A 22,427-nucleotide genomic window follows, 5' to 3' on the forward strand; every position below is an offset into this window, starting at 1 on the left:
CTCCTGGGGTCGCGTGCAGCCAGCCTTCCGTCCGCGATGTCACGTCGCGGCTGCCCATGACACCCATTGAAGGACGACGCGGTACGAGGTCCGCCTGGCGGGCTTCCCCGACCTCGTCCGCCTCTGCCGTGCAGGTGGCGGCGTCCCCAGGAGCGCGCAGTCTCATCGGTGGTCCCGGAGCACGTGAATGGACCTGGTCTCACTCCTCCTCGAGCTCAAGCCGTTGATGGAGGACCCCGAGGGGAACTTCAGCCGCATCACCGGTCTGCTCGAGCGCCACCAGGGTCTCGCCGAGTACGAGGTCGCCCGCTTCTACGTCAGCCGCCACTGGAGCCAGGCCGTCTCCCGTCGCCTCAACAGCCAGGACCCGCGCGAGCGCCTGGAGGCCGTGCGCCTCATCCCCCTGCTCTTCCCGCGCCTCATCGCCGCCGGGCACCTGCGTCGCCGCGTGAAGGACGCAGACACCCGCGTGGCCACCGCCGCGCGCGCCGCCGTGCGCAAGCTGGGCCTCGCGGACGTGTCCCTGCCCGACACGCGCATCGCGCCGCCGCGACGTCCCCGCCCCATGGCCCTGGGCGGCTGGAATCCCACCGGCTGGTTCTACGGCCTGTATCCCCACTCGCGCGGCAAGGTGAAGCAGAAGCCCGACCTCCCCACCCTGCCGAAGCTCGAGAGCCGACAGGACGTGGCGCGCCTCGTGGGCGTGGAGGAGTCGGAGCTGGAAGCGCTGATGCGCCCCGGCTCCGGCCCTGGCTCCGGCTACGTGGAGTTCGAGGCCCCCAAGCGCTCCGGTGGCGTGCGTCGCATCTGCGCGCCCCGCGAGAAGCTCAAGTCCGCGCAGCGTGCCCTGCTCGAGGGGCTGCTCGCGCACCTGCCCACGCATGACGCCGTGCACGGCTTCGTGCCGGGCCGCTCCACGGTGACGAACGCGAACGCCCACGTGGGAGCGAACGTGGTGGTGCGCGTGGACCTGGAGGACTTCTTCCCCACCGTGCACTACCGGCGCGTGAAGGGCCTCTTCGAGGCGTACGGTTACAACGACGAGGTGGCCTCCACGCTCGCGGGGCTCACCACCTGGCGCCCCCGGCTGCCGGACGGCACCGTGGTGTGGCCGGGCGTGCTGCCGCAGGGCGCGCCGACCTCGCCCGCCATCGCCAACCTCGTCTGTCGCCGCATGGACGCGCGCCTGCACGCGCTGGCGACGAAGGCCGGCGCCGCGTACACGCGCTACGCGGACGACCTGTCCTTCTCCTTCGCGAAGCCGCCGGAGAAGCTGGGCCGCTTCTTCTGGTGGGTGAACGCCATCCTCCAGCAGGAGGGCTTCACGGAGAACGCCCCCAAGCGCCGTGTCATGCGACAAGCAGGGCGCCAGCGGGTGACGGGGCTCACCGTCAACCAACGCGTGGCCATTCCGCGCGAGGAGCGCCGCCGCTTCAAGGCCATCCTCGCCAACTGCCGCAAGCACGGCGTGGACTCGCAGGCGCGCGGCCGTCCGGACTTCCCGGCGTATCTGGAGGGCTATGCCGCCTACGTGCGCATGGTGCACCCGGAGCTGGGCGCACGCTGGCAGGCCGAGGTGAAGGAGCTGCTGGGGCGATGAGCGACTTCGACACGCTGCTCTCGAAGGTGGTGCGGGCGCCCGACGACGACGCGGCGAGGCTCGCCTGCGCGGACGCGCTTCAAGCGCTGGACCCCGCGCGCGCCGAGTTCATCCGCGTGCAGCTCGCGCTGCCCGGACGCATGGACCCGGCCCGACGCAGGTCGCTCCAGCTGCGTCAGCGCGCGCTGCTCGACGAGCATGGCGCGGCCTGGCTCAAGCCCCTGCGCGACGCGCGCGTGCACGAGCCCACCTACCACCGGGGATTCATCGAGGAGCTGGACCTCGCCGAGGACAAGCTGGCCCTGCACGGGCACGAGCTGTTCGCGCGGGAGCCGGTGTCGCGACTGTGCGTGGCGGTCCGGGACGGTGTGGGTCTGGGGCTCTCTGCCGAGCAGCCCTGGTTCTCCCAGGTGCGCTGGCTGCGGCTGAAGGGCTCGGGGGTCGACGCCGCGGTCCAAGCACTCGTGTCCACGCCTCGCACGGAGCGACTGTCGGGACTGGTGCTCGCGGGCGCCACGGACGCGTCCCTGCGCGCGCTCACGGAGCAGCCGGTGCTGCCAACGCTGCGCTCGGTGAGCTTCTCCAGCAGCGCGCTGTCGGACGAGGGCGCCGCGGTGCTCGCGAAGGCGACCGTCCCCTGGGAGCGGCTGTACCTGTCCGGGAGCGGCCTGTCCGACGACGGCGTGGCGACGCTCGCCCGCGCCAAGGGCCTGGAGACGCTCCAGTGGCTGGCGCTCAACCGCAATGATTTGAGCGATGAAGCGGCGGTGGCGCTCTCGAAGAGCAAGGGACTGCCCCGCCTGGAGCGACTGGAGCTGTCGCGCAACGAGGTCACCGAGGAGGGCGCGCTGGCGTTCCGCTCGCCCAAGTCCCTGCCGTCGCTGCGTCGCCTGGAGCTGCTCGACATCGGCCTGGACCCGGACGAACTGGCTCCGCTCATCAAGCGGCTGGGCCCCGGGCTGCGGTTCTGAGCTTCGGGCACGGCGCCCGGAGCGGTGGGGCCACGCCCGCTCCGGACGACGAGGACTCGACTCAGGGCAGGGACACGACGCCCGGCACGGCCCGCTGACCGGGGAGCCCCACGCCCAGCGTGCCGTGGAAGTTCGTGCCCCAGCTGCGCGCCTGTCCCTCCATGTCGAGGGCCACGGAGAACTCGCCGCCGCCCGACACCATCCTCGCGCCGGCGAGCCCCTTCACCGGCGTCGCCTCCAGCCGGTTGTCGCAGTCGTCCGTGCCCAGTTGCCCGTGCGAGTTGCGTCCCCACGTCCACACCTCGTCGCCCACGGCGAAGGAGTGGTAGGCGCCCGCGCCCAGGCGCTTCACCGCCGAGAGGCCCGGGACGGGCTCCGGGTAGATGCGCGTCGACAGGCTCCCATCGCCCAGCTGACCGTGGCTGTTGTCGCCCCAGGACCACACCGTCCCGTCGGAGCGCAGCGCCAGCGAGTGGTAGCCCCCCGCCTGCACGGCGCTCACGCCCTCCAGGTCCATCACCTTCATGGGGGTCATCCGGTTGGTGGACGTCCCCTCGCCGAGCTGCCCGTAGGCATTGTGGCCGCAGGCCCAGAGCGTCCCGTCGCCGCGCAGCACCAGCGAGTGATGGTCTCCGCCCGACACGGCCACCGCGCCGTCGATGTCCACCATGCGCGTGGGCAACGCGCGCGCCTCGGCCGTGCCGTCGCCGAGCTGTCCGAAGACGTTGTAGCCCCAGCTCCACACGGCGCCGTCCGCGTCCACCGCGAGCGAGTGGTAGCTGCCCGCGGCGATGGCCACGACATTCAGGAGGCCGAGCACCTGCACCGGCCGCGTGCGGTTCGTCGTGGTGCCGTCGCCGAGCTGTCCGAAGACGTTGTTGCCCCACGCCCACACCGTGCCGTCCTCGGCCAGCGCCAGCGTGTGCCACGCGCCCGGAGCGACGTCGCGCATCTTCGTCAGGCCCTCCACCGTCGTGGGCATGGACCGGCTCTCCGTGGTGCCATCCCCGAGCTGCCCGTGGGAGTTGATGCCCCACGTCTGCACGGAGCCGTCGGCCAGCACCGCCGCGGCATGCTGATGCCAGGCGCGCACGGTGACCACGGGCGCGAAGTCCTTCGACGTCGGCAGCTTCACGTCCACGGGCATCGTCCGCGGGCCGGACTCCGCGTCACCCAGCTGGCCATACTCGTGGCTGCCCCAGGAGCGCACGCCCTCGTCGCCCAGCAGCGCCAGCGTGTGCTGCTCACCGGCGACGACCTCCGCCACGTTGGACAGCTCCACCACCGGCACCGGCTTGAAGCGCAGGGAGTGCGTGCCGTCCCCCAACTGCCCGTAGCCGTTGTCGCCCCACCCCCACACCGTGCCGTCCTGGCTCAGCGCCATCACGTGATGCGCGCCCGCGGCCACCGCCTTGATGCCCGCGAGCAGCGGCACGGGCTTCGGCGTTCCGCGCGACTCGTTGGTGCCGTCGCCGAGCTGTCCGCTGGTGTTCGCGCCCCACGCCCACACCGTGCCGTCACTCAGCACCGCCAGCGAGTAGGACAGCCCCGCGCTCACGCCCGTCGCCGCCTCCAGGCCCTTCACCCGCATCGGCGCGGCGCTGGACACCGTGCTCCCATCGCCGAGCTGCCCGCTGTCATTCGTCCCCCACGCCCACACCGCGCCGTCCGTGCCCACCGCGAGCGCATGTCCGACGCCCATCACCATCGAGGCGATGTTCGACGGACTCTTCAACGGCGCGGGTGTGGTGCGGTCCAGACGGGTGCCATCGCCCAGCTGCCCGCGCTCGTTGGCGCCCCACGTCCACAGCGAGCCATCCGCGCGCAACGCCATCGACGCGTCACCGCCCGCGGCCACGGCCACCACCCCCTCCAGGCCACTGACGGGGACCGGCGTGACCCGCGGCTTGAGCGAGCCGTCGCCGAGCTGTCCGCGCGCGTTCGCGCCCCACGCCCAGACGGAGCCATCACACGCGAGCGCCAGCGAGTGCCGCGCCCCTGTCGCCACCGAGCGCGTGCACGGCAAGCCCTGCACGGCGATGGGCGCCGCGCGATGCGTGGTGGTGCCATCCCCCAGCTGTCCGGACGTGTTCTGTCCCCACGCCAGCACCCCACCATCGGAGCGCACCAGCATCGAGTGCGAGCTGCCCGCCGACAGCCGCCGTCCCTGGCCCAGCCCCAGCACCAGGACGGGCTGCGCGCTCCACCCCACCGCGCCGAGGCCGAGCTGGCCGAAGCGGTTGTAGCCCCACGCCAGGAGCCGCCCATCGCGGCGCACCGCGAGCACGTGCATGTAGTTGGCGCCGAGCACCTTCACCTGCGACATGCCGGGCACTCCACCGGGCACCACGCGCGACGCGATGCTTCCATCGCCGAGCTGGCCGTACGTGTTCGCGCCCCAGGAGCGAAGCGTCCCGTCCTTCATCACCGCCATCGAGTGATACTGGCCGCCGGACACCGACTCGACGCCCGTGAGCCCCGCCGTCTGCACCGGGCGGAAGCGGTCCGTCCACGAGCCGTCACCGAGCTGTCCGTCCGCGTTGTCGCCCCAGGCCCACACGGTGCCGTCGTCGCGGACCGCCAGCCCATGCGCCCCACCCGCCGCGAGCTTCACCACGCGCGTCAGCCCCACCACCTGCACCGGCGCGACGCGCTGGGCTCCGGTCCCATCCCCCAGCTGCCCCTCGAAGCCGTCGCCCCACGCCCACACGGTGCCGTCCGAGCGCAGCGCCAGCGAGAAGTACGTGCCCGCGGCCACGGCCACCACGCCGGACAGGCCGGGCACCTGTATCGGAGTGAGGCGGTCCTTCGTCGTGCCGTCGCCGAGCTGCCCCACGCCGTTGTAGCCCCACGCCCAGACGGTGCCGTCCGCGCGCAGCGCCAGCACATGCCCGCCCCCCGCGGCCAGCGACGTCACCCCCTGGAGCCCCGCCACGGGCGCGGGGATGGCGCGGTCCCTCGTGGAGCCGTCGCCGAGCTGCCCGTTGGCGTTGCGCCCCCAGCTCCACACCGTGCCGTCCGAGCGCAGCGCGAGCGAGTGATGCCCGGACGCGGCGACGGAGACCATGGCGGTGAGGTTCGTCACCCGGACCGGCGCGATGCGCTCGGTGGTGGTGCCGTCGCCGAGCTGCCCGTTGGCGTTGCGGCCCCAGCTCCACACCGAGCCATCCGACAGCGTGGCCAGGGAGTGGAAGCTGCCGGACGCGGCGGCGGTGACACCGGACAGGCGCGTGACGACCTCGGGTGACAGCAGGCGCTCCGCGCCACCATGGCCGAGCTGACCGGAGGCGCCGCCGCCCCACGTCCACAGCGTGCCGTCGGCGCGCAGCACCAGCGCGTGCTGGGTTCCCGCGGACAACTCCGTCACCGAGCCCAGCCCCTTCGTCTTCACCGGGAAGTTGCTGTCGTTCGTGGTGCCGTCGCCGAGCTGTCCCTGCGTGTTGCGGCCCCACGCGGCCACGGTGCCGTCCTGGAGCAGCACCAGCGAGCCGGCCTCCTGCGCGCTCACGGACCGGACGTGCTTCACGTCGAGCACCTGCATCGGCGTGGAGCGGTCCGCCCACGACCCGTCGCCGAGCTGCCCGGAGCCATTGCTGCCCCAGCTCCACACCGTGCCGTCCTTGCGCAGCGCGAGCGCGTGATAGAGGCCCGCGGCCACGGAGGTGACGCCGTCGAGCGAGAGCACCTGCTTGGGCAACAGGCGCTGGGTGGTGGTGCCATCGCCGAGCTGACCGGAGGCGTTCGCGCCCCACGCCCACACGGTGCCGTCCGAGCGCACGGCCAGGGAGAAGTCGAAGCCCGCCGCGAGCGCCACCACGTCCGTCAGGCCCACCACCTGCGCGGGCGAGGGGCCCTGCTGCGTGTGGCCCCGGCCGAGCTGTCCGTAGAAGTTGCTGCCCCACGCCCACACGGTGCCGTCCGAGCGCAGCGCGAGCGAGTGGAACTCGCCGGTGGCCACCGACACCACCTCGGAGAGGCCGGGCACCGGACGGGGCGTGGCGCGGTCGACGAGGGTGCCATCGCCGAGCTGCCCGGAGGTGTTGCCGCCCCAGGACCACACGGTGCGGTCCGAGCGCAGCGCGAGCGAGTGGAGGTTGCCGGCCGAGACGGCGAGGACGTCCTTCAGTCCCGGCACCTGTCGGGCGAGGACGCGCTGGAAGGACATGCTGCCGGAGCCGAGCTGTCCGGACGCGTTGCCACCCCAGGCCCACACGGTGCCGAGCGGGGTGACGTAGAGCGAGTGCTGGCCACCGGCGGCGACCCGGGACGACGCGGCCTCCAGGGAGCGGGAGGTCCGCGCTTCGGGGAGGGCCTCGGGAGAGGGTGTACCGTCACATCCCGTTGCGAGCAGCAGGCCCAGCACCAGGAACAGTGGGAGACCCGCGCCCACCCTCAGGTTGTCCATCCGCATCACTCAGCCTCCAGCGAGAAGCGGCCGTCCATACATCGTGTCCTTGGGGAATGAGAAGCACGGAGCGTGAGCTTGCTCGCCCGGGCGTGCACGTGACGTCGCGTCATCGGCCCGCGTCAGGAGGGACCCTGGTGCCTCCCGGGCGGGCAGGCGGGCCATGGGCGCACACGCGGGGGGATTCACGTTTCTTCACGGAGGAGCGCCTTGCGGCGCGTGGGGCGCGGGGGAGTATTGGGGGACATGGATTCACCGGCGCGCTTCATCGTCTTCGCGGTGCTCACGGGGCTCATCACCGTGGCCGTCCACATCTACCTGTATCGGCGCCTGTTCGCGGACACGCTGGAGGACGCGCGATGGCGGCGGGTGGGGATGGGGGTGCTGACGGCGCTGGGCACGTTGTTGGTGTTGTCCTGGTCCGTGACGCGCTTGCTGCCGATGGACGCGTTGTTCGCGGTGGCCACGGGCGTGTGGATGTGGATGGGCGCGGCGCTGTACCTGCTGCTCGCGCTGTGGGGCATCGGCGGTGCACGGGCGCTGGGTCGACGGCTGACGCGTGCGCGCGTGCCGGAGGCGGACACGGGGAGCGTGGTGGCGGGCGGGTTGATGGCCGTGGTGGAGGGCACGGGGAGCGGGCTGGAGGTGGAGGTGGCGCCCGCAGAGGTGAACGTGGAGCGGCGGCGGTTCCTGGCGCGGGCCACGGCGGGCGGGGCGTTGCTCGCGTCGGGAGGGCTGACGGGCTACGGGGCGTGGCGGGCGTTCCATCCGCCGGTGGTGAACGAGGTGGCGGTGAAGCTGCCGGGGCTGCCGAAGGCGTTGGATGGGTTCACCATCGTCCACCTGAGTGACATCCACGTGGGTCCGGTCATCCAGCGGCGGTTCATGGATGAGCTGGTGGCCCGGTGCAATGACTTGCGTCCGGACCTGGTGGCCATCACGGGTGATTTGGTGGACGGGAAGGTGGCGTCATTGGGGCCCGCGGTGGCGGCGCTGCGGGAGCTCCGGGCGGGGCACGGGACGTACTTCGTGACGGGGAACCACGAGTACTACTGGGACCAGGACGCGTGGGCGCAGGCGCTGGAGGGAATGGACATCCAGGTGCTGCGCAATCGGCATGTGAGGATTGGCGATGCGGGGGCGTCGTTCGACCTGGTGGGCGTGGATGACTGGTCCGGCGGGCATACGGGCGTGCGCGGGTATGACTTGGAGGCGGCGGTGAAGGGGCGCGAGCCGGAGCGGGCGGCGGTGTTGCTGGCGCATCAGCCCTCGAACTGGCGGGTGGCGGCGCAGGCGGGGATGGGATTGCAGTTGTCGGGGCACACGCATGGAGGACAGTTCTTCCCCTTCACGCTCGCGGTGTCGGCCATCTGGGAGCACGACGCGGGACACTTCCAGGAGGACGGCAAGCACCTGTATGTCAGCCGTGGAACGGGCTTCTGGGGGCCACCGCTGCGCGTCGGCGCGCCGCCCGAAATCGTGAAGGTGACGCTGCTGGCCTGACAAGTCATGACAGACCTGGATGCTAGGTCTGTCTGACCATGCGAACCCGACCCGCCGTCTGCCTTTGGCTGTTCGCCGTCTCCTGGCTGGGCTGCGCCAGCGTCGCGCCTTCCGTGGCGCAGCAGGCCTGGGAGGAGGCGGAGACCGAGTGCGACGCCTCGAGCGAGGACCAGTGTGTCACCCTGCTGTGTCTGGGGGACACCTGTGGGTTCTATCCCTGCGAGAGCACGCCCGGCGCCATCGAGCTGACGCGGTTTCCTCCCTCGCGACCACCTGCCGCCGCCGCGGCTCCGGGCAGTGGACCGAGGAGGAACTGGGGAGGCGCACAGCAGCTCCCCAAGGGTTGGGTGATGACGTTCCCCAACTGGAACGGCGCGCCCTCGCAGGTCATCCCGCCGTCACATCAGCTCCCGAAGGGACGTTGGGAGAAGCACCACATCTTTCCCCAGTCCCGAGACCTGGCGATGTGGTTCGAGCAGCGGGGGGTGAAGATCCACCACTACACCATGCCCATTCCGCTCCACGTCCACCGACGCATCCACGATGGAACTGGAAATGGTGGAGCGTGGAATGACGCGTGGCGCGAGTTCAGGAAGCGAAACGAGTACGCCCCACCTGTGGAAATCTACAAGTTCGCGGGCGAGTTGATTCACCGCTTCGACCTCATAGGCGGGCCGATCCAGCCCTACTATTCTCGGCCTGGAGCGTGAGGTTCTCTGACGGATGAGTCGGTTCTTCTGGCTGAGCGAGGATAAGAAATCCATCACGGCGAGCTTCGACGCCACCCACAAGTGGGGGCTTCCAGGTGCGCACTGCGACACGTGCGGCGCCACATGGGCGAGCGGGGGGCACCAATATCCCGCGGTGGATCTCTCCCAACTGCCAGAACGTCGCGAGTTCGAGCGAGCACGCCCCGAGCCCTACGCCGAGTTCGTACGGCTCCGGGAGTTGGTGCGCCCGCTCGCACCGCCTCACGCCCCGCTACCTCCAGGCACCCACTTCGGCCCTCTCGTCGGCTCCACTTCAGGAAGGTTCGGCCCGTTCACCTCTCAGGGCGACATGCTGTGGGTGGTTCGGCGGGATGCCTTCGAGAGTCTCCAAGCCGAAGGAGTCCGCGGCCTCCTCGGATGCCCCACCGAGCTGCGCTTCCGCCAGAAGGCCCCACCGGACCTGCTGGAGCTTCAGCTCGAGCCCCATGGCCGCTTGCATCCGGACTGCCTCTCGCCGGATGTACCCCTGCCGTGCGAGACGTGCGGATGGGTCTACTTCCGCCTCCCGGATGAGCCCATCCTGGACGCAGCCTCACTACCCACCGACCTGGACCTGTTCCGCGTGGGTAACTACTCGACCGTGATTGTCGGCACCGAGCGCTTCATGAACGCCGTGCAACGCCTGGGGCTCTCTGGAATCGTCTTCCACGAGCTGCCCACCCGTTAGCGTTCCGCCCGAAATCCACACGGTGACGCTGGTGACCCGAGACCCTCGGGGTATGGTTTTCGCCGCCATGGGCAAGGAACCAGCGAAACGAGAGCTCAAGCAGGAACGCTCCGCGCGAACCCGCGTGGACATCCTCGAAGCCGCCATCACCCTGTTCGCCAAGCGTGGCTTCCTCGCCACCACCATGGCCGACCTCGCCCGCGCCATCCACATGACGCCCGGCGCCCTGTACTGGCACTTCCCCGCGAAGGAAGACCTGCTCCTCGCCGCCATCGACGAACTCCACCAACGCTACGTCATCGCCTTCGAGCCCCTCTTCGCCCACTACCGCTCCCTCTCCGCCCGCGAGCAGCTCCTCGCCTTCACCCGCCGCACTCACGACTTCCTCGGACAACATCGCGAGTGCGGCATCTTCTTCGGCATGCTCGCCGCCGAGGCCGCCGACTCCAACGAGCGCGTCGCCGAGGCCATCCGCGAGAAGCTCGGCCTGTACTCCCACATCCTCGGCGGCATCCTCCGCCACGGCCAGAAGACCGGTGAGTTCCGCCAGGACTTCGACCCCCACGTCGCCGCCCAGGGCATCTTCGGCGGCTACATGGGCGCGCTCATGTACCAGAACCTCTTCCGCGCCACCCTCGACTACGACCCGATGGCCGCCGCCCTCGACGGCCTGCTGGCCAACGGCGCCCTCGCGCGCAAGGACGGCTGACCCCAGCAACGACTCGGGCGGCCCCCAGACACCGGGAGCCGCCCGAACCTCAACCCCGACTCATGTCAGGGCGCGACGAGCACGTTCGGCGCCCCCGGCGTCAGCTGCGTGGTGAACCGGAAGTCCTCCACGTTGTCGTCCGTGTCCGAGCCGTTCGGAATCCGCGACAGCGAGCCCTCCACCGTGTCGATGTCCACCAGACCCACGGTGCTCCGCGGCCCCTCCTGCAGGTCGAACCGCTTCTGCGAACCGCTGATGGTGGCCTGCATCACCGGGCCCTCGTACGACAGCGAGTCCACAATCGCGTCCTGGAGGCTGTCGTAGAGGGCCACCGCGTCCGCCGAGGGGCTGCTCGCCGTGCCACCATTCTGGATGGCCGTCGTCGACAGCAGCACCTTCACGCCCGGCTGGTCACGAAGCACGCCAATCACCGCCTCCGGTCCCACGACCAGGTACTCCCCAGGCCCCAGCGTGCCCACGCTCTTCAGGTCGATCTTCGCGTAGCTCGCCGGCTGCGCCACGCCGCCGTTCACGTAGACCAGGAACAACCCATCCAGCGAGACGGCGGCCGGCGTCGGGTTGAAGAGCTCCACGAACTCCCGCGTGTCCGTGCTGCGCTGGTCGTAGTCGACCTCGTTGACCAACAGGTGATTCAGCTCGGGGCGCTCCGCCGTGGAGACCTGCGCCGTCAGCGTCACCCCCGCGTACGTCGCGCTCAAGGTCCCCGTCGCCGCCTCGGTGCCCGCGGTGAAGAGGGCCTGCGCGGTCCGCTGCCCCTCCGCCACCGTCACCGTGGCGGACTCCAGCGTCCCCAGGCCCGTCTCCGGCGTCAGCGCCACCGCGACGACGGCGCCACCCGCCTGCGCCGCGCGGTCCAACGTCACCGTGAAGCCCTGCTTCGCCCCGAAGAACACCGTCGCCGTCGAGGGCGTCAGCGAGGCGAGCTTCGCCGGAGGCGGCGTCACCGTGACGGTCGCCGCGCGGCTCACGCCGAGCAGCGACGCCGTCACCGTGCCCGTCCCCTCACCCTCCACGTCCGCGGTGAACAGGAACGTGGCCTCCGTGCTCCCCGCCGGCACCGTCACCGTGGCGGGCACCGAGCCGTAGCGCGTCACCCCCGTCCCCGGCGCCGCCCCCAACGTCACCGCCAGGTCCTGCGCGGGCGCCGAGGACAACGCCACCCGGAACTCCTGCGTCTCGCCGTACCGCACGGACACCGGCCCCGCCGGCGACAGCGACACGAGCCTGGGCGACGACAGGTCCACCGTCACCGTGGAGCTGGCCTGGCTGGTCCCCACCACCGCCGTCACCGTGCCCGAGGGCCCCGCCGCCGTCTCGTCGAGCGTGAAGGTGAACGTGGTCTGCAGCGCGTTCTTCGCCACCGGCACGGAGACCGCCGGCGTGAAGGTGCCGAACCCCGTCTCCGGCACCGCGAACAGCGCCACGGACGCGTTGTCCGCCGCGGGCCGGTCCAACGACACCGTGTACGTCACCGAGCCGCCCGGCACCATCGTCACCTCCGCGGGCGACAATCGCGCCACCAGCGCCTGCTCGTCCTGGCCCAGCACGCGCACCGTGGCCTGCCGCGACACCCCGCGCAGCGTGGCCGTCAGCACCACGCTCTCCGCGGGCGCCAGGGCCTCCACCTTCACCTCCACCGAGCTCTGGTTGCGCGGCACGCGCACCACGTCGTTGACCACGCGCAGCGCGGCGCTGTTGCTGGAGGTGACGGCCACGTCGATGGCCTCCGTGTACGTGCCCGACAGCGTCAGCGTGAGGACCTGCGGGAAGGTGCTCACCGCGCCCGTCCCGCCCAGGCGGACGTACGCCCCCGGCCCGAAGCTCGCCAGCGTCGGCATGGGCGGCATCAGGTCCGCCGAGCTGCGCGGCAACACCTTCGAGTCGCTGAACATGTACGTCAGCACCCCGCGCAGCGCGCCGTACTTCGTCCCCACCGCCGGGTCCCGGTAGCTGTAGGCGAAGTCATCCACCATCAACCCCGCCTGCCCCGGGTCCCCGCTCTCGTTGACGAGGAACTGCGAGAAGGAGTCGACGCCGCTGGAGACCGTCACGTCGAACACGTCCACCAGCACGCCCTCCAGCGCCTTCGCCCGAGGCCCACCGGTCCGCACGTCCGCCGTGGTGACGGCCACCGGCGTCGGCAGCGCGCTGCCCGCGCCGCGCTTGCGGTACTTCACGTCCACCAGCTCCGGCAGCCCCTGGTAGATGGTCAGCGTCGCCGTGACGATGTCCAGCCGGTCCCCCACCACCAGGTCGTCCTTGGGCGCGTACACGTAGATGCCCGAGTTCTCCACGCCCAGCCCCGGCGGCAGCGGGTGCACCTGGACCCAGAAGCCCATCTCCGTCAGCGCGCCGCGCACCAGCGCCGTGACGACGACGTCGTTGAACGTCACCGTCTTGCCCACCCACGGATAGCGCCCATCCCCGTCCTGCGTCTTCAGCTCGTGGACCGAGGCGGCCGAGCAGCCCAGGTGGCCCGGGTTCGGGTCGGAGGCACACGCGTCGCACGCATCGCCCTTGCCGTCGCCGTCCTGGTCCGCCTGGTCCGGGTTGGCCACGTAGGGGCAGTTGTCCTGCCACGTGGGGTGGCCGTCATGGTCGTCGTCGCCCGCGGTGTACGTCGTGCACGTGGTCGTGTTCGCGTTCAGCGGGCACACGTCGCACGCGTCGCCCACGCCGTCGCCGTCCGAGTCCGCCTGCTTGCCGCCGTCCATCGGACGGATGGGGTTGAAGACGAACGGGCAGTTGTCGGCGTTGCCCTTCAGGCCGTCGCCGTCCGGGTCATCCGAGCGGCTCTCGCCGGAGTACACGTTCGAGCGCTTCACCGACGCGGGGAAGCTGGGGTTGTTGGAGATGCGGCGGGGCACGCACACCGGCTCGCCCTCGGGCACGCCGCAGGCGAACAGCTTGTAGGCCTCCGGGTTCGCCGCCTCCAGCGTGGCCAGCGTCTTCTTCAGCTCCGACTGCACGCACACCGTCTTGCCGCTGCCGCACACGTCCAGCGCGTCACACGGCTCCGCGCCGGACACGAGCGCGCCCACCAGCGCCTGGTCTCCGTAGAGCGCCTTGCCGCCGCGCATCGTCAGCACCACGTCCGCGGCCTCCGCGCTGATGACCGCGCGGTGCGGAGAGGCGGCGTGCGTGCGCAGCGAGTAGATGGCCAGGTCGCCCAGCTTGCCCGGGGCGATGCGGCCCACCCCGGCCTGCATCTCCACCGCCTCCGCGGCCTGGCTGGTCACCATCCGCCACAGGTCCACGTCGCTGAAGGCCCGGTCGAACTGCACGGTGTTGAGCGTGTCCGCGCACTTCAGCTCGCGCAGCAGGTTCATGGAGCCCGACTGCACCCAGTCGGTGCCCAGCGCGATGTTCACCCCCAGCCGCTTGTACGCCGTCACCATCGCCGTGTCGCCGTACAGCGCGACGTTGGAGCGCGGCGACCAGATGAGGCCCGTGCCCCGCTCCGCCATCAGCGCAATCTCCTTCGCCGTCACGCCCACCGCGCTGATGAGGGACGTGCGCGGCTGGATGACGTCGTTGATGCCCGTCGACAGGCAGCGGAACTCGTTGAGCGCCTCCTCGCCGATGCCCTCGGCCAGGTGCGGCAGGTACGTGCCGTGGTTCGGCAGGCCCGAGGTGCGCGGCATGCTGACGTAGTCACACGTGTTGGTCTTGATGTCCGTCTCGCGGCTGCCCAGCGGGAAGTCCACGGACGCGGTGCTCCACTGGTCCAGGCCCTCCAGACGGCTGATCGGCTGGTCCACGTTGCGCAAGAGGCCCGCGGCGCCGCCCAGGCCCGCGATGGACGTGGTGCCCGCCAGCAGGTGGCGCAGCTCGATGTAGCTCACCGCGTCCACCGCCGAGCGCGTGCTGTTGGCGATGCGCGTGTGGTTGCCCAGGCCGACGACCCAGTCCAGCCGGTGCTCGTAGCGCTCGTCCGTCATGGCGAACGGACCGTTCTGCTTGGTGACGTGCTCGTGCGTGTTGATGAGGCCCGGGGAGATGACGCCCGTGGGGCACGCCACGTGCGTGGCCTCGGCCGCGCCCGCCTCCGCGGAGCAGTCACACGACGCGCAGGTGATGACGCCGCTGGCGTCCACCAGCACCTGGCCGCCCACCAGCGTCTCGTCGTCCTTGAGCACCAGGCCCGTGAACAGGCGCGCGCCGTTGCCGGGCTTGGAGACCTCGCACGTGGCGCCGCTCGCCAGGGGCGGAGCGTCCGCCGCCGCGCAGCGCGTGAGCGTCAGCGAGCAGTCCGCCTCACAGCCATCCTGGCCCGTCAGGTTGCCGTCGTCGCAGACCTCCGTGCCCTCCAGCCGGCCGTTGCCACAGGCCGCCTGCGGCCGGGTGGGCGTGGAGGTACAGTCCGCCTCACAGCCGTCGCCGCCCACCTTGTTGCCGTCGTCGCACGCCTCCCCCTCCTCCTGGACCCCGTTGCCACAGACAGCGGCCTGGGTGCAGCCCGTCCCCTCACAGGGCTTCGGGTCCTCCCGCGAGCACCCGACCTGGAACAGCAACACCGCGCTGAGCGCGGCCAACAACGAGCGAGGCGACATTCGCATCTCGGGGGTCTCCTGATGGCACCCGCCTGGGTGCGCGGACAGCACGTACTTGAAACGCCGCGCAGAGTAGCCTGTGAAACATTTCAGCGACAGACGTCCCCGGGGCAATCCACCCTGGCGAAATGCAAGGGGCTCGGGGGCACCCCCCGCAGCCGCTTCCCACCTTTCTGTAGACTGAGAAGCCGATGACCGCCCACACCCTGACGAGCCCCGTCTCCCGCTTCCTCGACGGACACCTACGACGCGATGCGCAGGGCCGTGAGCTGTCCGTGGCGCGCTTCATGGCGGGCCTGTCGGGCGCGTCGGTGGTGGTGGCGGCGGCGCTGGGTCCCTCGCTGGGCTGGGGGCTCACGCAGGCCCTGATGGGGCTGTCGGCGGTGCTGGCGCTCTACTACACGGCGCTGTGGCGCGTGCTGCGCTCGGGCGCGTTCCATCCGGCCATCCCCTGGCTCAACGTGGCCATCGAGGTCAGCATCCCCGCGGTGGTGCTCGCGTTCGACTTGCGCTTCCAGGGGCCCATCTACGCGCTCACCGCGCCCACGCTGGTCATCTGGCCCACGCTGATTACGCTCGCGACGTTGCGCAGCAACCCCCGGCTGGCGCTGGCCGCGGGCCTGCTGGTGGCCGCCGAGTACCTGGGCATCTACTTCCTCTTCGTCCAGCCGCTGCTGCCGGAGTCGGCGCTCATCACGCTGACGCCGCGCTTCATCGCCACGCGGGCCTTCTTCTTCGTGGCCGCGGGCGTCTTCACCGCCACGCTGGCGCGGCACTTCCTTCAGCTGACGCGGGGGGCGCTGTCCGCGCTGCGCGAGCAGGAGGTGATGGGCAAGTACGTGCTGCACGAGCGCGTGGGCGCGGGCGGCATGGCGGAGGTGTACCGGGCCACGTACTGCCCGGAGGGCGGCTTCCAGAAGCAGGTGGCCCTCAAGCGCATCCTCCCCTCGTTCGCGGACGACGACGACTTCGTCGCCATGTTCCGCCGCGAGGCGGAGCTGTGCTCGTCGCTCAACCACCCCAACATCGTGCAGGTCTTCGATTTGGGGCGGCACGGGGGCACGTACTTCCTCGCCATGGAGTTCGTGGATGGGATGCCGCTGAGCACGCTGATGCGGGGGCTTGCGCGCAGGCCGCTGCCGGTGGCGGCGGTGACGTTCCTGGGGGCGGAGCTGGCGTCGGCGCTCGACTACCTGCACCGCCGCACGGGCACGGATGGACAGCCGCTGCGGCTGGTGCACCGTGACCTGAACCCGCCCAACGTGCTGGTGTCGCGCTTCGGCGACGTGAAGCTGTCGGACTTCGGCATCGCGCGGGACTCGGCGCGCTCGCAGCTCACCGCCGCGGGCAGCGTGCGCGGCAAGCTGGGCTACATGGCGCCCGAGCAGGCCGCGGGCAGGCCCTTCGATGGGCGCGCGGACCTCTTCGCGCTGGGCCTGACGCTGCACGAGGCGCTCACGGGGCGGCGCGCGCTGCAGGGCTCCACGCAGGAGGCGCTCTTGCGCGCCACGCTGGACCAGGAGGTGCTCCCGCCCTCGCGCTTCAACCCGGAGGTGCCGCCCGCGCTGGACGCGGCGGTGATGGGGCTGCTCGAAAAGCGGCCCGAGCAGCGCACGGCCAGCGGGGCCATCCTGCGGCAGCAGCTGCTCGCGCTGGAGGGAGAAGCCGCGCCGTATCCGCGAGGACAGGCGCTGCTCGCCAGCGTCCTGCGCGAGGCGTCGGAGCGGCAGCAGCAGGAGAAGGCGGCCCAGGCCTCGCCCGAGGCTCCCGCGCGTGTGCCCGTATCGGCGCGCTCGGCGTGAGGCGCTGACGACACACCGAGGGAGCACGCGCCCCAGGGCCGCGCTCCGCGCTCCCGCGGTGAAGCCGGAGCACACCTCCCCACGCCGCTGACCATCACAGTGCGCGCCCCCGCGAAACTCCTGCTGCCCGGACGACCGCGCGCTACGTATCGTGTCGATGCGCGCCGCCCGGTCCGCCTCGACTGTCCGAGGCGTCCGTGCCCGGCCACCGCCCACACCCCTCGGCGCCCCACCTGGAGCCCTTCACCATGGATGTCGCTGTCCTCACCTATTCAGACATGCCCGAGCTCGCCGAGTTCGAGCGTCCCCTGCTCCCCGCGCTCCGCGCGCTGGGCCTGGATGCGCGGCCCGTCGTCTGGGACGACCCGACGGTGGACTTCCACACCGTGCGCCTCGCCGTGGTGCGCAGCACCTGGGACAGCCACCTGCGCCGCGACACCTTCGTCGCCTGGGCCCAGAAGGTCGGCCGCCTCACCAGGCTCCACAACCCCGCCGACGTGCTGCGCTGGAACACGCACAAGTTCTACCTGCGCGAGCTGGAGGAGAAGGGCATCCCCGTGACGCCCACCGCGTGGGTGGAGCGCGAGGGCACCCTGGACCTCGAAATCGTCGCCCGCGCCCGGGGCTGGGACACGCTGGTCCTCAAGCCCGCCGTGTCCGCCGGCGCCGTGGAGACGCACATCATCCCGCGCGCCGAGGCCGCGGCCGGCAACGCGCTCGTCACCCGACTCTCCGCCACCAGCGAGCTCATGGTGCAGCCCTACCTCCGGGCCTTCGAGTCGGAGGGAGAGCGCAGCTACATCTTCTTCGACGGCGCCTTCAGCCACGCGGTGCGCCGCCCGCCCACGCTGAAGTCCGCGCCGCGCGGCTTCTCGGAGCCCACCCTCTTCACGCCCGACGCCAAGGAGCTGAAGCTGTCCGAGCGCGTGCTCGAGGCCATGGGCGCCCCGCTGCTCTACGCCCGCGTGGACGTGGCCACCGACAACGAAGGCGTCACCCGGCTGCAGGAGGTGGAGGTCACCGAGCCCGCCCTCTTCCTCAACCTGGACGCCGAGGCCCCGCACCGGCTGGCGCGGGCCATCGCCGCGAAGCTGTAGCGGCGTCGCCGAGGGAGTGCGCGCCTAGAGGCCGCACTCCTTCGCGTCCGTGTTGCGGAACGCGCACAGCAGCCCCGGCTGGCGCTTCTTCCAGAAGGCCCAGTCGTGCGCGCCGCTCACCTCGTTCACGTGCACCACGCCGTAGCCCTTGTTGCGCAGCGCGGAGACGAACTGGAGGTTGGACTGACAGTCGTCCGCGCCCTGCTCGCCGTCGCGCGTGCAGCCCGCCGAGGGTGAGCCGTGGTCCACGTAGAAGCGCACCGGCACCACCGGGTCCGCGCTCGCGCGCACCACCATGGCGTTGCCGTCGTTGCGGTCCACCTCGCCGTCGTGCGGCCAGAACAGCGTGCCGGACTGCGTGCCCACGAAGCCGAACTTCTCCGGCGCGCGGAAGCCCGCGTACACGGAGATGAGCCCGCCCAGCGACGCGCCGGAGATGCCCGTCTGCTGGGGCCCCGTCTTCACGCGCATGCCCGACTCCACGCGCGGCATCAAGTCATTGACGATGAAGGCCAGGTAGTCGTCACCCCGAGGCGTGGGCCAGCCCGGCGCGAGCGCGGGCGGGAAGGTGTACTGCCCCAGCCGCACGTCCTGGCTCGGCAGCGCGATGAACACGAGCACCGCCGAGTCCTGGGGCCGCGCCTTGTAGTGGGCGTCCGCCGCGTCCACGAAGGACTCGCGGGTGATGCTCTCATTGCCGTCGTGCACGTACATCACCGGCAGCGACGGGCACTCCGGGCCGTCGTACGACGCGGGCGTGTAGACGAAGACATCGCGCGCGTCGTTCAGCGCCGTGGCGCGCACGTCGTACCACGCGGTGAGCCGGCCCTTCGCCGGGTCCTGCGCGTCCGGATAGACGAGCGAGTTGAACTGGCCCACGTCGTTGCGGTTGAGGCGGTCCCACACGACGTTGCGCGCGCGCGGGTCCTCGAAGAAGCTGCCGCCCTTCACCAGCTTGTACGGCTGCGGCCCCGTGCGCGGAACCTCCACCTCCGCGAGGTACAGGTCCGTGTCGCGCACCTGCCCGAGCGGCGTCGCCGTGGGCGACCACTCGTTGAACTCACCGGCCACGAAGGTGTCGCGCGCGGACTCGCCCCGGGCGAAGAAGGCCACGCGCTGGCGGCCCGCGCTCGCGTCGCTCACCAGCGGCGTGCCTCCCTGGGCCTCCACCTGCTCCACGAAGCGGTCGATGGCCTGGGTGCGCTCGTTCGACGTCGTGGCCCGACCCATGGCGAGCTGCAGGTCCGCCAGGAGCGACATGGGCGCGCCCTTCACCACCGCCTGCCGCTGACAGGCCCACGTCGTCGGACCGCCTCCCCCGTCGGGCGTCGACCCCGCGTCCGGATAGGACTGGGTGAAGGGCGGCGGCGGGACGACGGGCGCGCCCTCCGAATCATCACAGGCGGACGAGAGGCTCGCGCACAGCAGGACCAGGGACAGACGGCGCATCGCGACTCCAGGCGGCGACAGGCGAGAAGCAGGGACGGACTACGGCTGCGGCTTGGCGGCGGTGGCCGCGGCGGGCACGGTGAGCTCGCGCCCCCACACCCGGACCTTCGTGGCCTTCTCCGCCTCGCCATCGAAGTAGATGCTCGCCTTCACCTTCACGGAGGGCGGCACCTTGATGGAGTCGGCCGACTGTCCGGGGGAGCGGGCCTGCAGCGGCGTGGCGAAGCCGTCCTTGTCCAGCAGCTGCGCGCCGCCGCCCTCGTGCAGGCCCAAGAGGTGCAGCGGCTGGTCCGTCTTGTTCGTCACCGCGAGCACCACCTCCACGCCGCCGCCGTGGGAGGGCTTCGCCTCCAGGACGGACAGCTCGGTGTTGGCGGCCACCTCCTCGGCGGTGGACAGCGTGCGCGAGCCGTCCGCGCTGGCGGCGCCCTTGCGGCCCTCGTTGAAGCCCTCGACGACGCCGCTGCCGGCGCCCTTGGCCACCTCCACCGTCTTGCCCACCACCGTGGCGGTGACGTCCTTGGCCGTCTCACCCTTGCAGGCGGGGACGAGGAGCAGGAGCGGGGCGAGCAGGAGACGACGCATGGGACCTCCAGAAGGATGTGGGCGCGGGTGTACTACAGGGCCCACTCCGCGCGCGAGTGGGGGGCCACCCGCCGGGTTTCAGACGATTCGTGGACACCGGAATGCACCTTCTCGCGCGCTGCGGGGGCCGAAGGGGTTATGAGTCATCCATGGCTCGCGCACTGCTGCTCTCGCTGCTGGTGAGGCAGCACCTGGCACTCAAAGAGAAGTTTCGCGCCAAGTACCCGCACCCCTGGCTGGTGTGGGAGGCAGGCGCGTGGAACGTCCCGGAGACCGTGGACGGAAACGTGGGCGCCACCCGGCTGCCGCTCACGGACCTGAAGGACTGCCTGCCCGCCGGGGACGCCATGTGCTTCGAGCTGGTGGCCCTGGCCGAGCGAGGGCCCATCCGCCTGGGCCGCGCCTCGCAGAACAACGCGCTGGTGGTCAACGACGCCACGGTGTCGCGCGAGCAGCTCATCCTCACGCCCCAGTCCGAGGCCACCTGGCACGTGGCCCGCGTGGCCGACGCCAGGCCCGTGAAGCTGGACGGCCGGGAGCTGCCCGACGCGGGCGTGGTGCTGACGCCCGGCGCGAAGCTCGAGGTGGGCGACGTGCGCCTCACCTTCCACGACGCGGCGGGCTTCGACGAGCGCATCTCCCGCATCGCCGCGCAGGTGCTCGCCCAGACGGCCACCTCGCGCTGAAGGTCCAGGCCGAGGCGGCGGCGAGGGCCTCCCGCCGCCACGAAGCCAGGCCTAACGCCCCGAGGACTCGGCGCTCGCCGAGCGCGCCTTGGTCTTGCGCGAGGCGGCGGCGTCCTGCGACGGCTTCTTCGCGCTCGGCTTCTTGCTCGCGTTCGCCCTCGGCGCGGTGAGCGACTTGGCCAGCGGCACCTCCAGCTCCGTGTGCGAATCCAGCCGCACCGAGCGCTCCGAGGACACGTACCCCGCCAGCTCCACGCGCAGGTGCAGCGGCACCTCGCGGCGCGGCAGCTCGCGCACCAGCGGCGTGACGCCCAGCACCTCACCGGTGTCCGAGCGCACCACCTGCGCGCCCTCCGGGAAGGAGTGCACGGTGAGCCGCACCGCGGGCACCACCACCTGCTCGGGCGCCGCCGCCAGCACCAGGGGCTCCGGCGCACGCTCCGGGGAGACGACGGACTCCGACGCGCTCGGGACGATGACCGGCGCGCTCGATGTCCCGGTGCCGCGCCACACCAGCGCACCGGCCGCGAGCAGCGCCACGACGCCCGCCCCCGCGGCCCACTGGGCGCGGCGACGATGGGGGCCCATCACCACGGGCATCCGCCGCGTGGGCCGCTCCGACGGCTCCAGCGCCGCCACGGCCTCCGGCGACGAGGGCACCTGCACGGGCAACAGCAACAGCCCCGTCGTCACCTCCGCGAGCGTCTGCGGCCGGGCCTCCGGCTCCTTCGCCAGACACCGCATCACCAGCTCCGCGAGCTGGGACGGGAGCGGCTCACCGGTCGCCAGCTGCGTGGGCAGCGGCGGCGGCGGCTGGGTGATGATCTGCACCACCAGCTGCCCGAAGGCCTCCGCCTGGAAGGGCGGGTGGCCGGTGAGCATCTCGTACAGGATGTTGCCCACCGCGTAGATGTCCGAGCGCGCGTCCACCGTCAGGCCCGCGGCCTGCTCCGGGGACATGTACGCCGGCGTGCCGATGATGGTCCCGTCCAGCGTGCCCGTGGGCGTCGCGCCCTCGGTGGCCAGGTGCTTGGCGACGCCGAAGTCGAGCACCTTCACGAAGTCCGGCTGCCCGGCGCGCTGGGTGAGGAAGAGGTTGTCCGGCTTGATGTCCCGGTGCACCACGCCCACCTGGTGCGCCGCGCCCAGGGCCGCGCACACCTGCACCGCGATGCGCTGGATGCGCGCGAGCGACAGGGGCTCCTGCTTCAGGAGCGCGCCCAGGCCCTGCCCGCGCAACAGCTCCATGACGCAATAGACGTGGCCGCCCTCGCCCTCGTCCACGAAGTCGAAGATCTCCACGATGTGCTCGTGGTTGATCTGATTCACCGTGCGGGCTTCCTGGAAGAAGCGCTGCACGAAGCCGCCGTCGCGCGCGTGCTCGGGCTTGAGCACCTTCAAGGCCACCTGGCGCCCCAGCCGCGCGTGACGCGCCTGGAACACCCGGCCCATGGAGCCCTCGCCCAGGAGCGCCTCCAGCTGGTAGCTGCCCAGCTGCGAGCCCTCCCGCAGCTCCACGCCGACACGTTGCTCGCCGCTCACGGGCCCTCCGCGAGAGGACAACAAGGTCTGCGCGAAGAGGTCATCGTTGCCCATGGTGTGAAGAACT

At 71.5% G+C, this 22,427-nt stretch carries 14 protein-coding genes; 9 read left to right on the forward strand and 5 right to left on the reverse strand.

From position 1 onward, the window contains the following. Positions 1-187: 187 nt before the first annotated feature. Both VZQ01_RS14555 and VZQ01_RS14560 read left to right on the forward strand, forming a co-directional pair. Positions 188-1,600 (forward strand): reverse transcriptase family protein, encoded by a 1,413-nt coding sequence (locus VZQ01_RS14555; RefSeq protein WP_426748129.1) that lies wholly within the window; start codon positions 188-190, stop codon positions 1,598-1,600. After that, positions 1,597-2,571, forward strand: a complete 975-nt coding sequence (locus tag VZQ01_RS14560; RefSeq protein WP_426748130.1) for a TIGR02996 domain-containing protein — start codon at positions 1,597-1,599, stop codon at positions 2,569-2,571. The genes VZQ01_RS14555 and VZQ01_RS14560 overlap by 4 nt, the downstream gene beginning before the upstream one ends. A gap of 61 nt (positions 2,572-2,632) precedes the next feature. On the opposite strand, the gene VZQ01_RS14565 is transcribed toward VZQ01_RS14560, so the two are convergent. Next, a complete protein-coding gene (locus VZQ01_RS14565; RefSeq protein WP_426748131.1) occupies positions 2,633-6,982 on the reverse strand; it encodes an RCC1 domain-containing protein in 4,350 nt (1,449 codons plus the stop codon). A 240-nt stretch (positions 6,983-7,222) separates the two neighbouring features. Between VZQ01_RS14565 and VZQ01_RS14570 the strand changes: the two genes are divergently transcribed. From VZQ01_RS14570 to VZQ01_RS14585, 4 genes are all read left to right on the forward strand, one after another. Beyond that, positions 7,223-8,479 (forward strand): metallophosphoesterase, encoded by a 1,257-nt coding sequence (locus VZQ01_RS14570; RefSeq protein ID WP_426748132.1) that lies wholly within the window; start codon positions 7,223-7,225, stop codon positions 8,477-8,479. A 38-nt stretch (positions 8,480-8,517) separates the two neighbouring features. Next, complete coding sequence (gene sitA6, locus VZQ01_RS14575) at positions 8,518-9,189, forward strand: SitA6 family polymorphic toxin lipoprotein (protein WP_426748133.1); 672 nt, start codon at positions 8,518-8,520, stop codon at positions 9,187-9,189. A 13-nt stretch (positions 9,190-9,202) separates the two neighbouring features. Beyond that, positions 9,203-9,916, forward strand: a complete 714-nt coding sequence (sitI6, locus tag VZQ01_RS14580; RefSeq protein WP_426748134.1) for a SitI6 family double-CXXCG motif immunity protein — start codon at positions 9,203-9,205, stop codon at positions 9,914-9,916. Between the two features lie 67 nt (positions 9,917-9,983). Beyond that, a complete protein-coding gene (locus VZQ01_RS14585; protein WP_426748135.1) occupies positions 9,984-10,625 on the forward strand; it encodes a TetR/AcrR family transcriptional regulator in 642 nt (213 codons plus the stop codon). A 65-nt stretch (positions 10,626-10,690) separates the two neighbouring features. Here the strand turns inward: VZQ01_RS14585 and VZQ01_RS14590 are convergent, their stop codons facing one another. Beyond that, positions 10,691-15,205: an amidohydrolase family protein gene (locus VZQ01_RS14590; RefSeq protein WP_426748136.1), complete on the reverse strand. Its 4,515-nt coding sequence runs from the start codon at positions 15,203-15,205 to the stop codon at positions 10,691-10,693. 185 nt (positions 15,206-15,390) lie between these two features. Between VZQ01_RS14590 and VZQ01_RS14595 the strand changes: the two genes are divergently transcribed. Both VZQ01_RS14595 and VZQ01_RS14600 read left to right on the forward strand, forming a co-directional pair. After that, positions 15,391-17,001: a serine/threonine-protein kinase gene (locus VZQ01_RS14595; protein ID WP_426733406.1), complete on the forward strand. Its 1,611-nt coding sequence runs from the start codon at positions 15,391-15,393 to the stop codon at positions 16,999-17,001. 248 nt (positions 17,002-17,249) lie between these two features. Further along, entirely contained in the window at positions 17,250-18,098 is an 849-nt protein-coding gene (locus tag VZQ01_RS14600; RefSeq protein WP_426748137.1) for an ATP-grasp domain-containing protein, read from the forward strand. Between the two features lie 24 nt (positions 18,099-18,122). Here VZQ01_RS14600 and VZQ01_RS14605 read toward each other — a convergent pair whose 3' ends face one another. After that, the gene (locus tag VZQ01_RS14605) at positions 18,123-19,547 is read right to left on the reverse strand and encodes an alpha/beta hydrolase-fold protein (protein WP_426748138.1); all 1,425 of its coding nucleotides are present in this window, start codon (positions 19,545-19,547) and stop codon (positions 18,123-18,125) included. Positions 19,548-19,586: 39 nt separating this feature from the next. After that, positions 19,587-20,132, reverse strand: a complete 546-nt coding sequence (locus VZQ01_RS14610) for a hypothetical protein (RefSeq protein WP_223745954.1) — start codon at positions 20,130-20,132, stop codon at positions 19,587-19,589. Positions 20,133-20,281: 149 nt separating this feature from the next. On the opposite strand from VZQ01_RS14610, the gene VZQ01_RS14615 reads away from it, so the two are divergent. After that, positions 20,282-20,818, forward strand: coding sequence for an FHA domain-containing protein (locus tag VZQ01_RS14615; protein ID WP_141328968.1), 537 nt, complete (start codon positions 20,282-20,284; stop codon positions 20,816-20,818). Positions 20,819-20,869: 51 nt separating this feature from the next. Here VZQ01_RS14615 and VZQ01_RS14620 read toward each other — a convergent pair whose 3' ends face one another. Next, positions 20,870-22,414, reverse strand: coding sequence for a serine/threonine-protein kinase (locus VZQ01_RS14620; protein WP_426748139.1), 1,545 nt, complete (start codon positions 22,412-22,414; stop codon positions 20,870-20,872). Positions 22,415-22,427 lie beyond the last annotated feature (13 nt).

Source organism: Myxococcus faecalis, from assembly GCF_050039385.1.
Classification (GTDB): domain Bacteria; phylum Myxococcota; class Myxococcia; order Myxococcales; family Myxococcaceae; genus Myxococcus; species Myxococcus fulvus.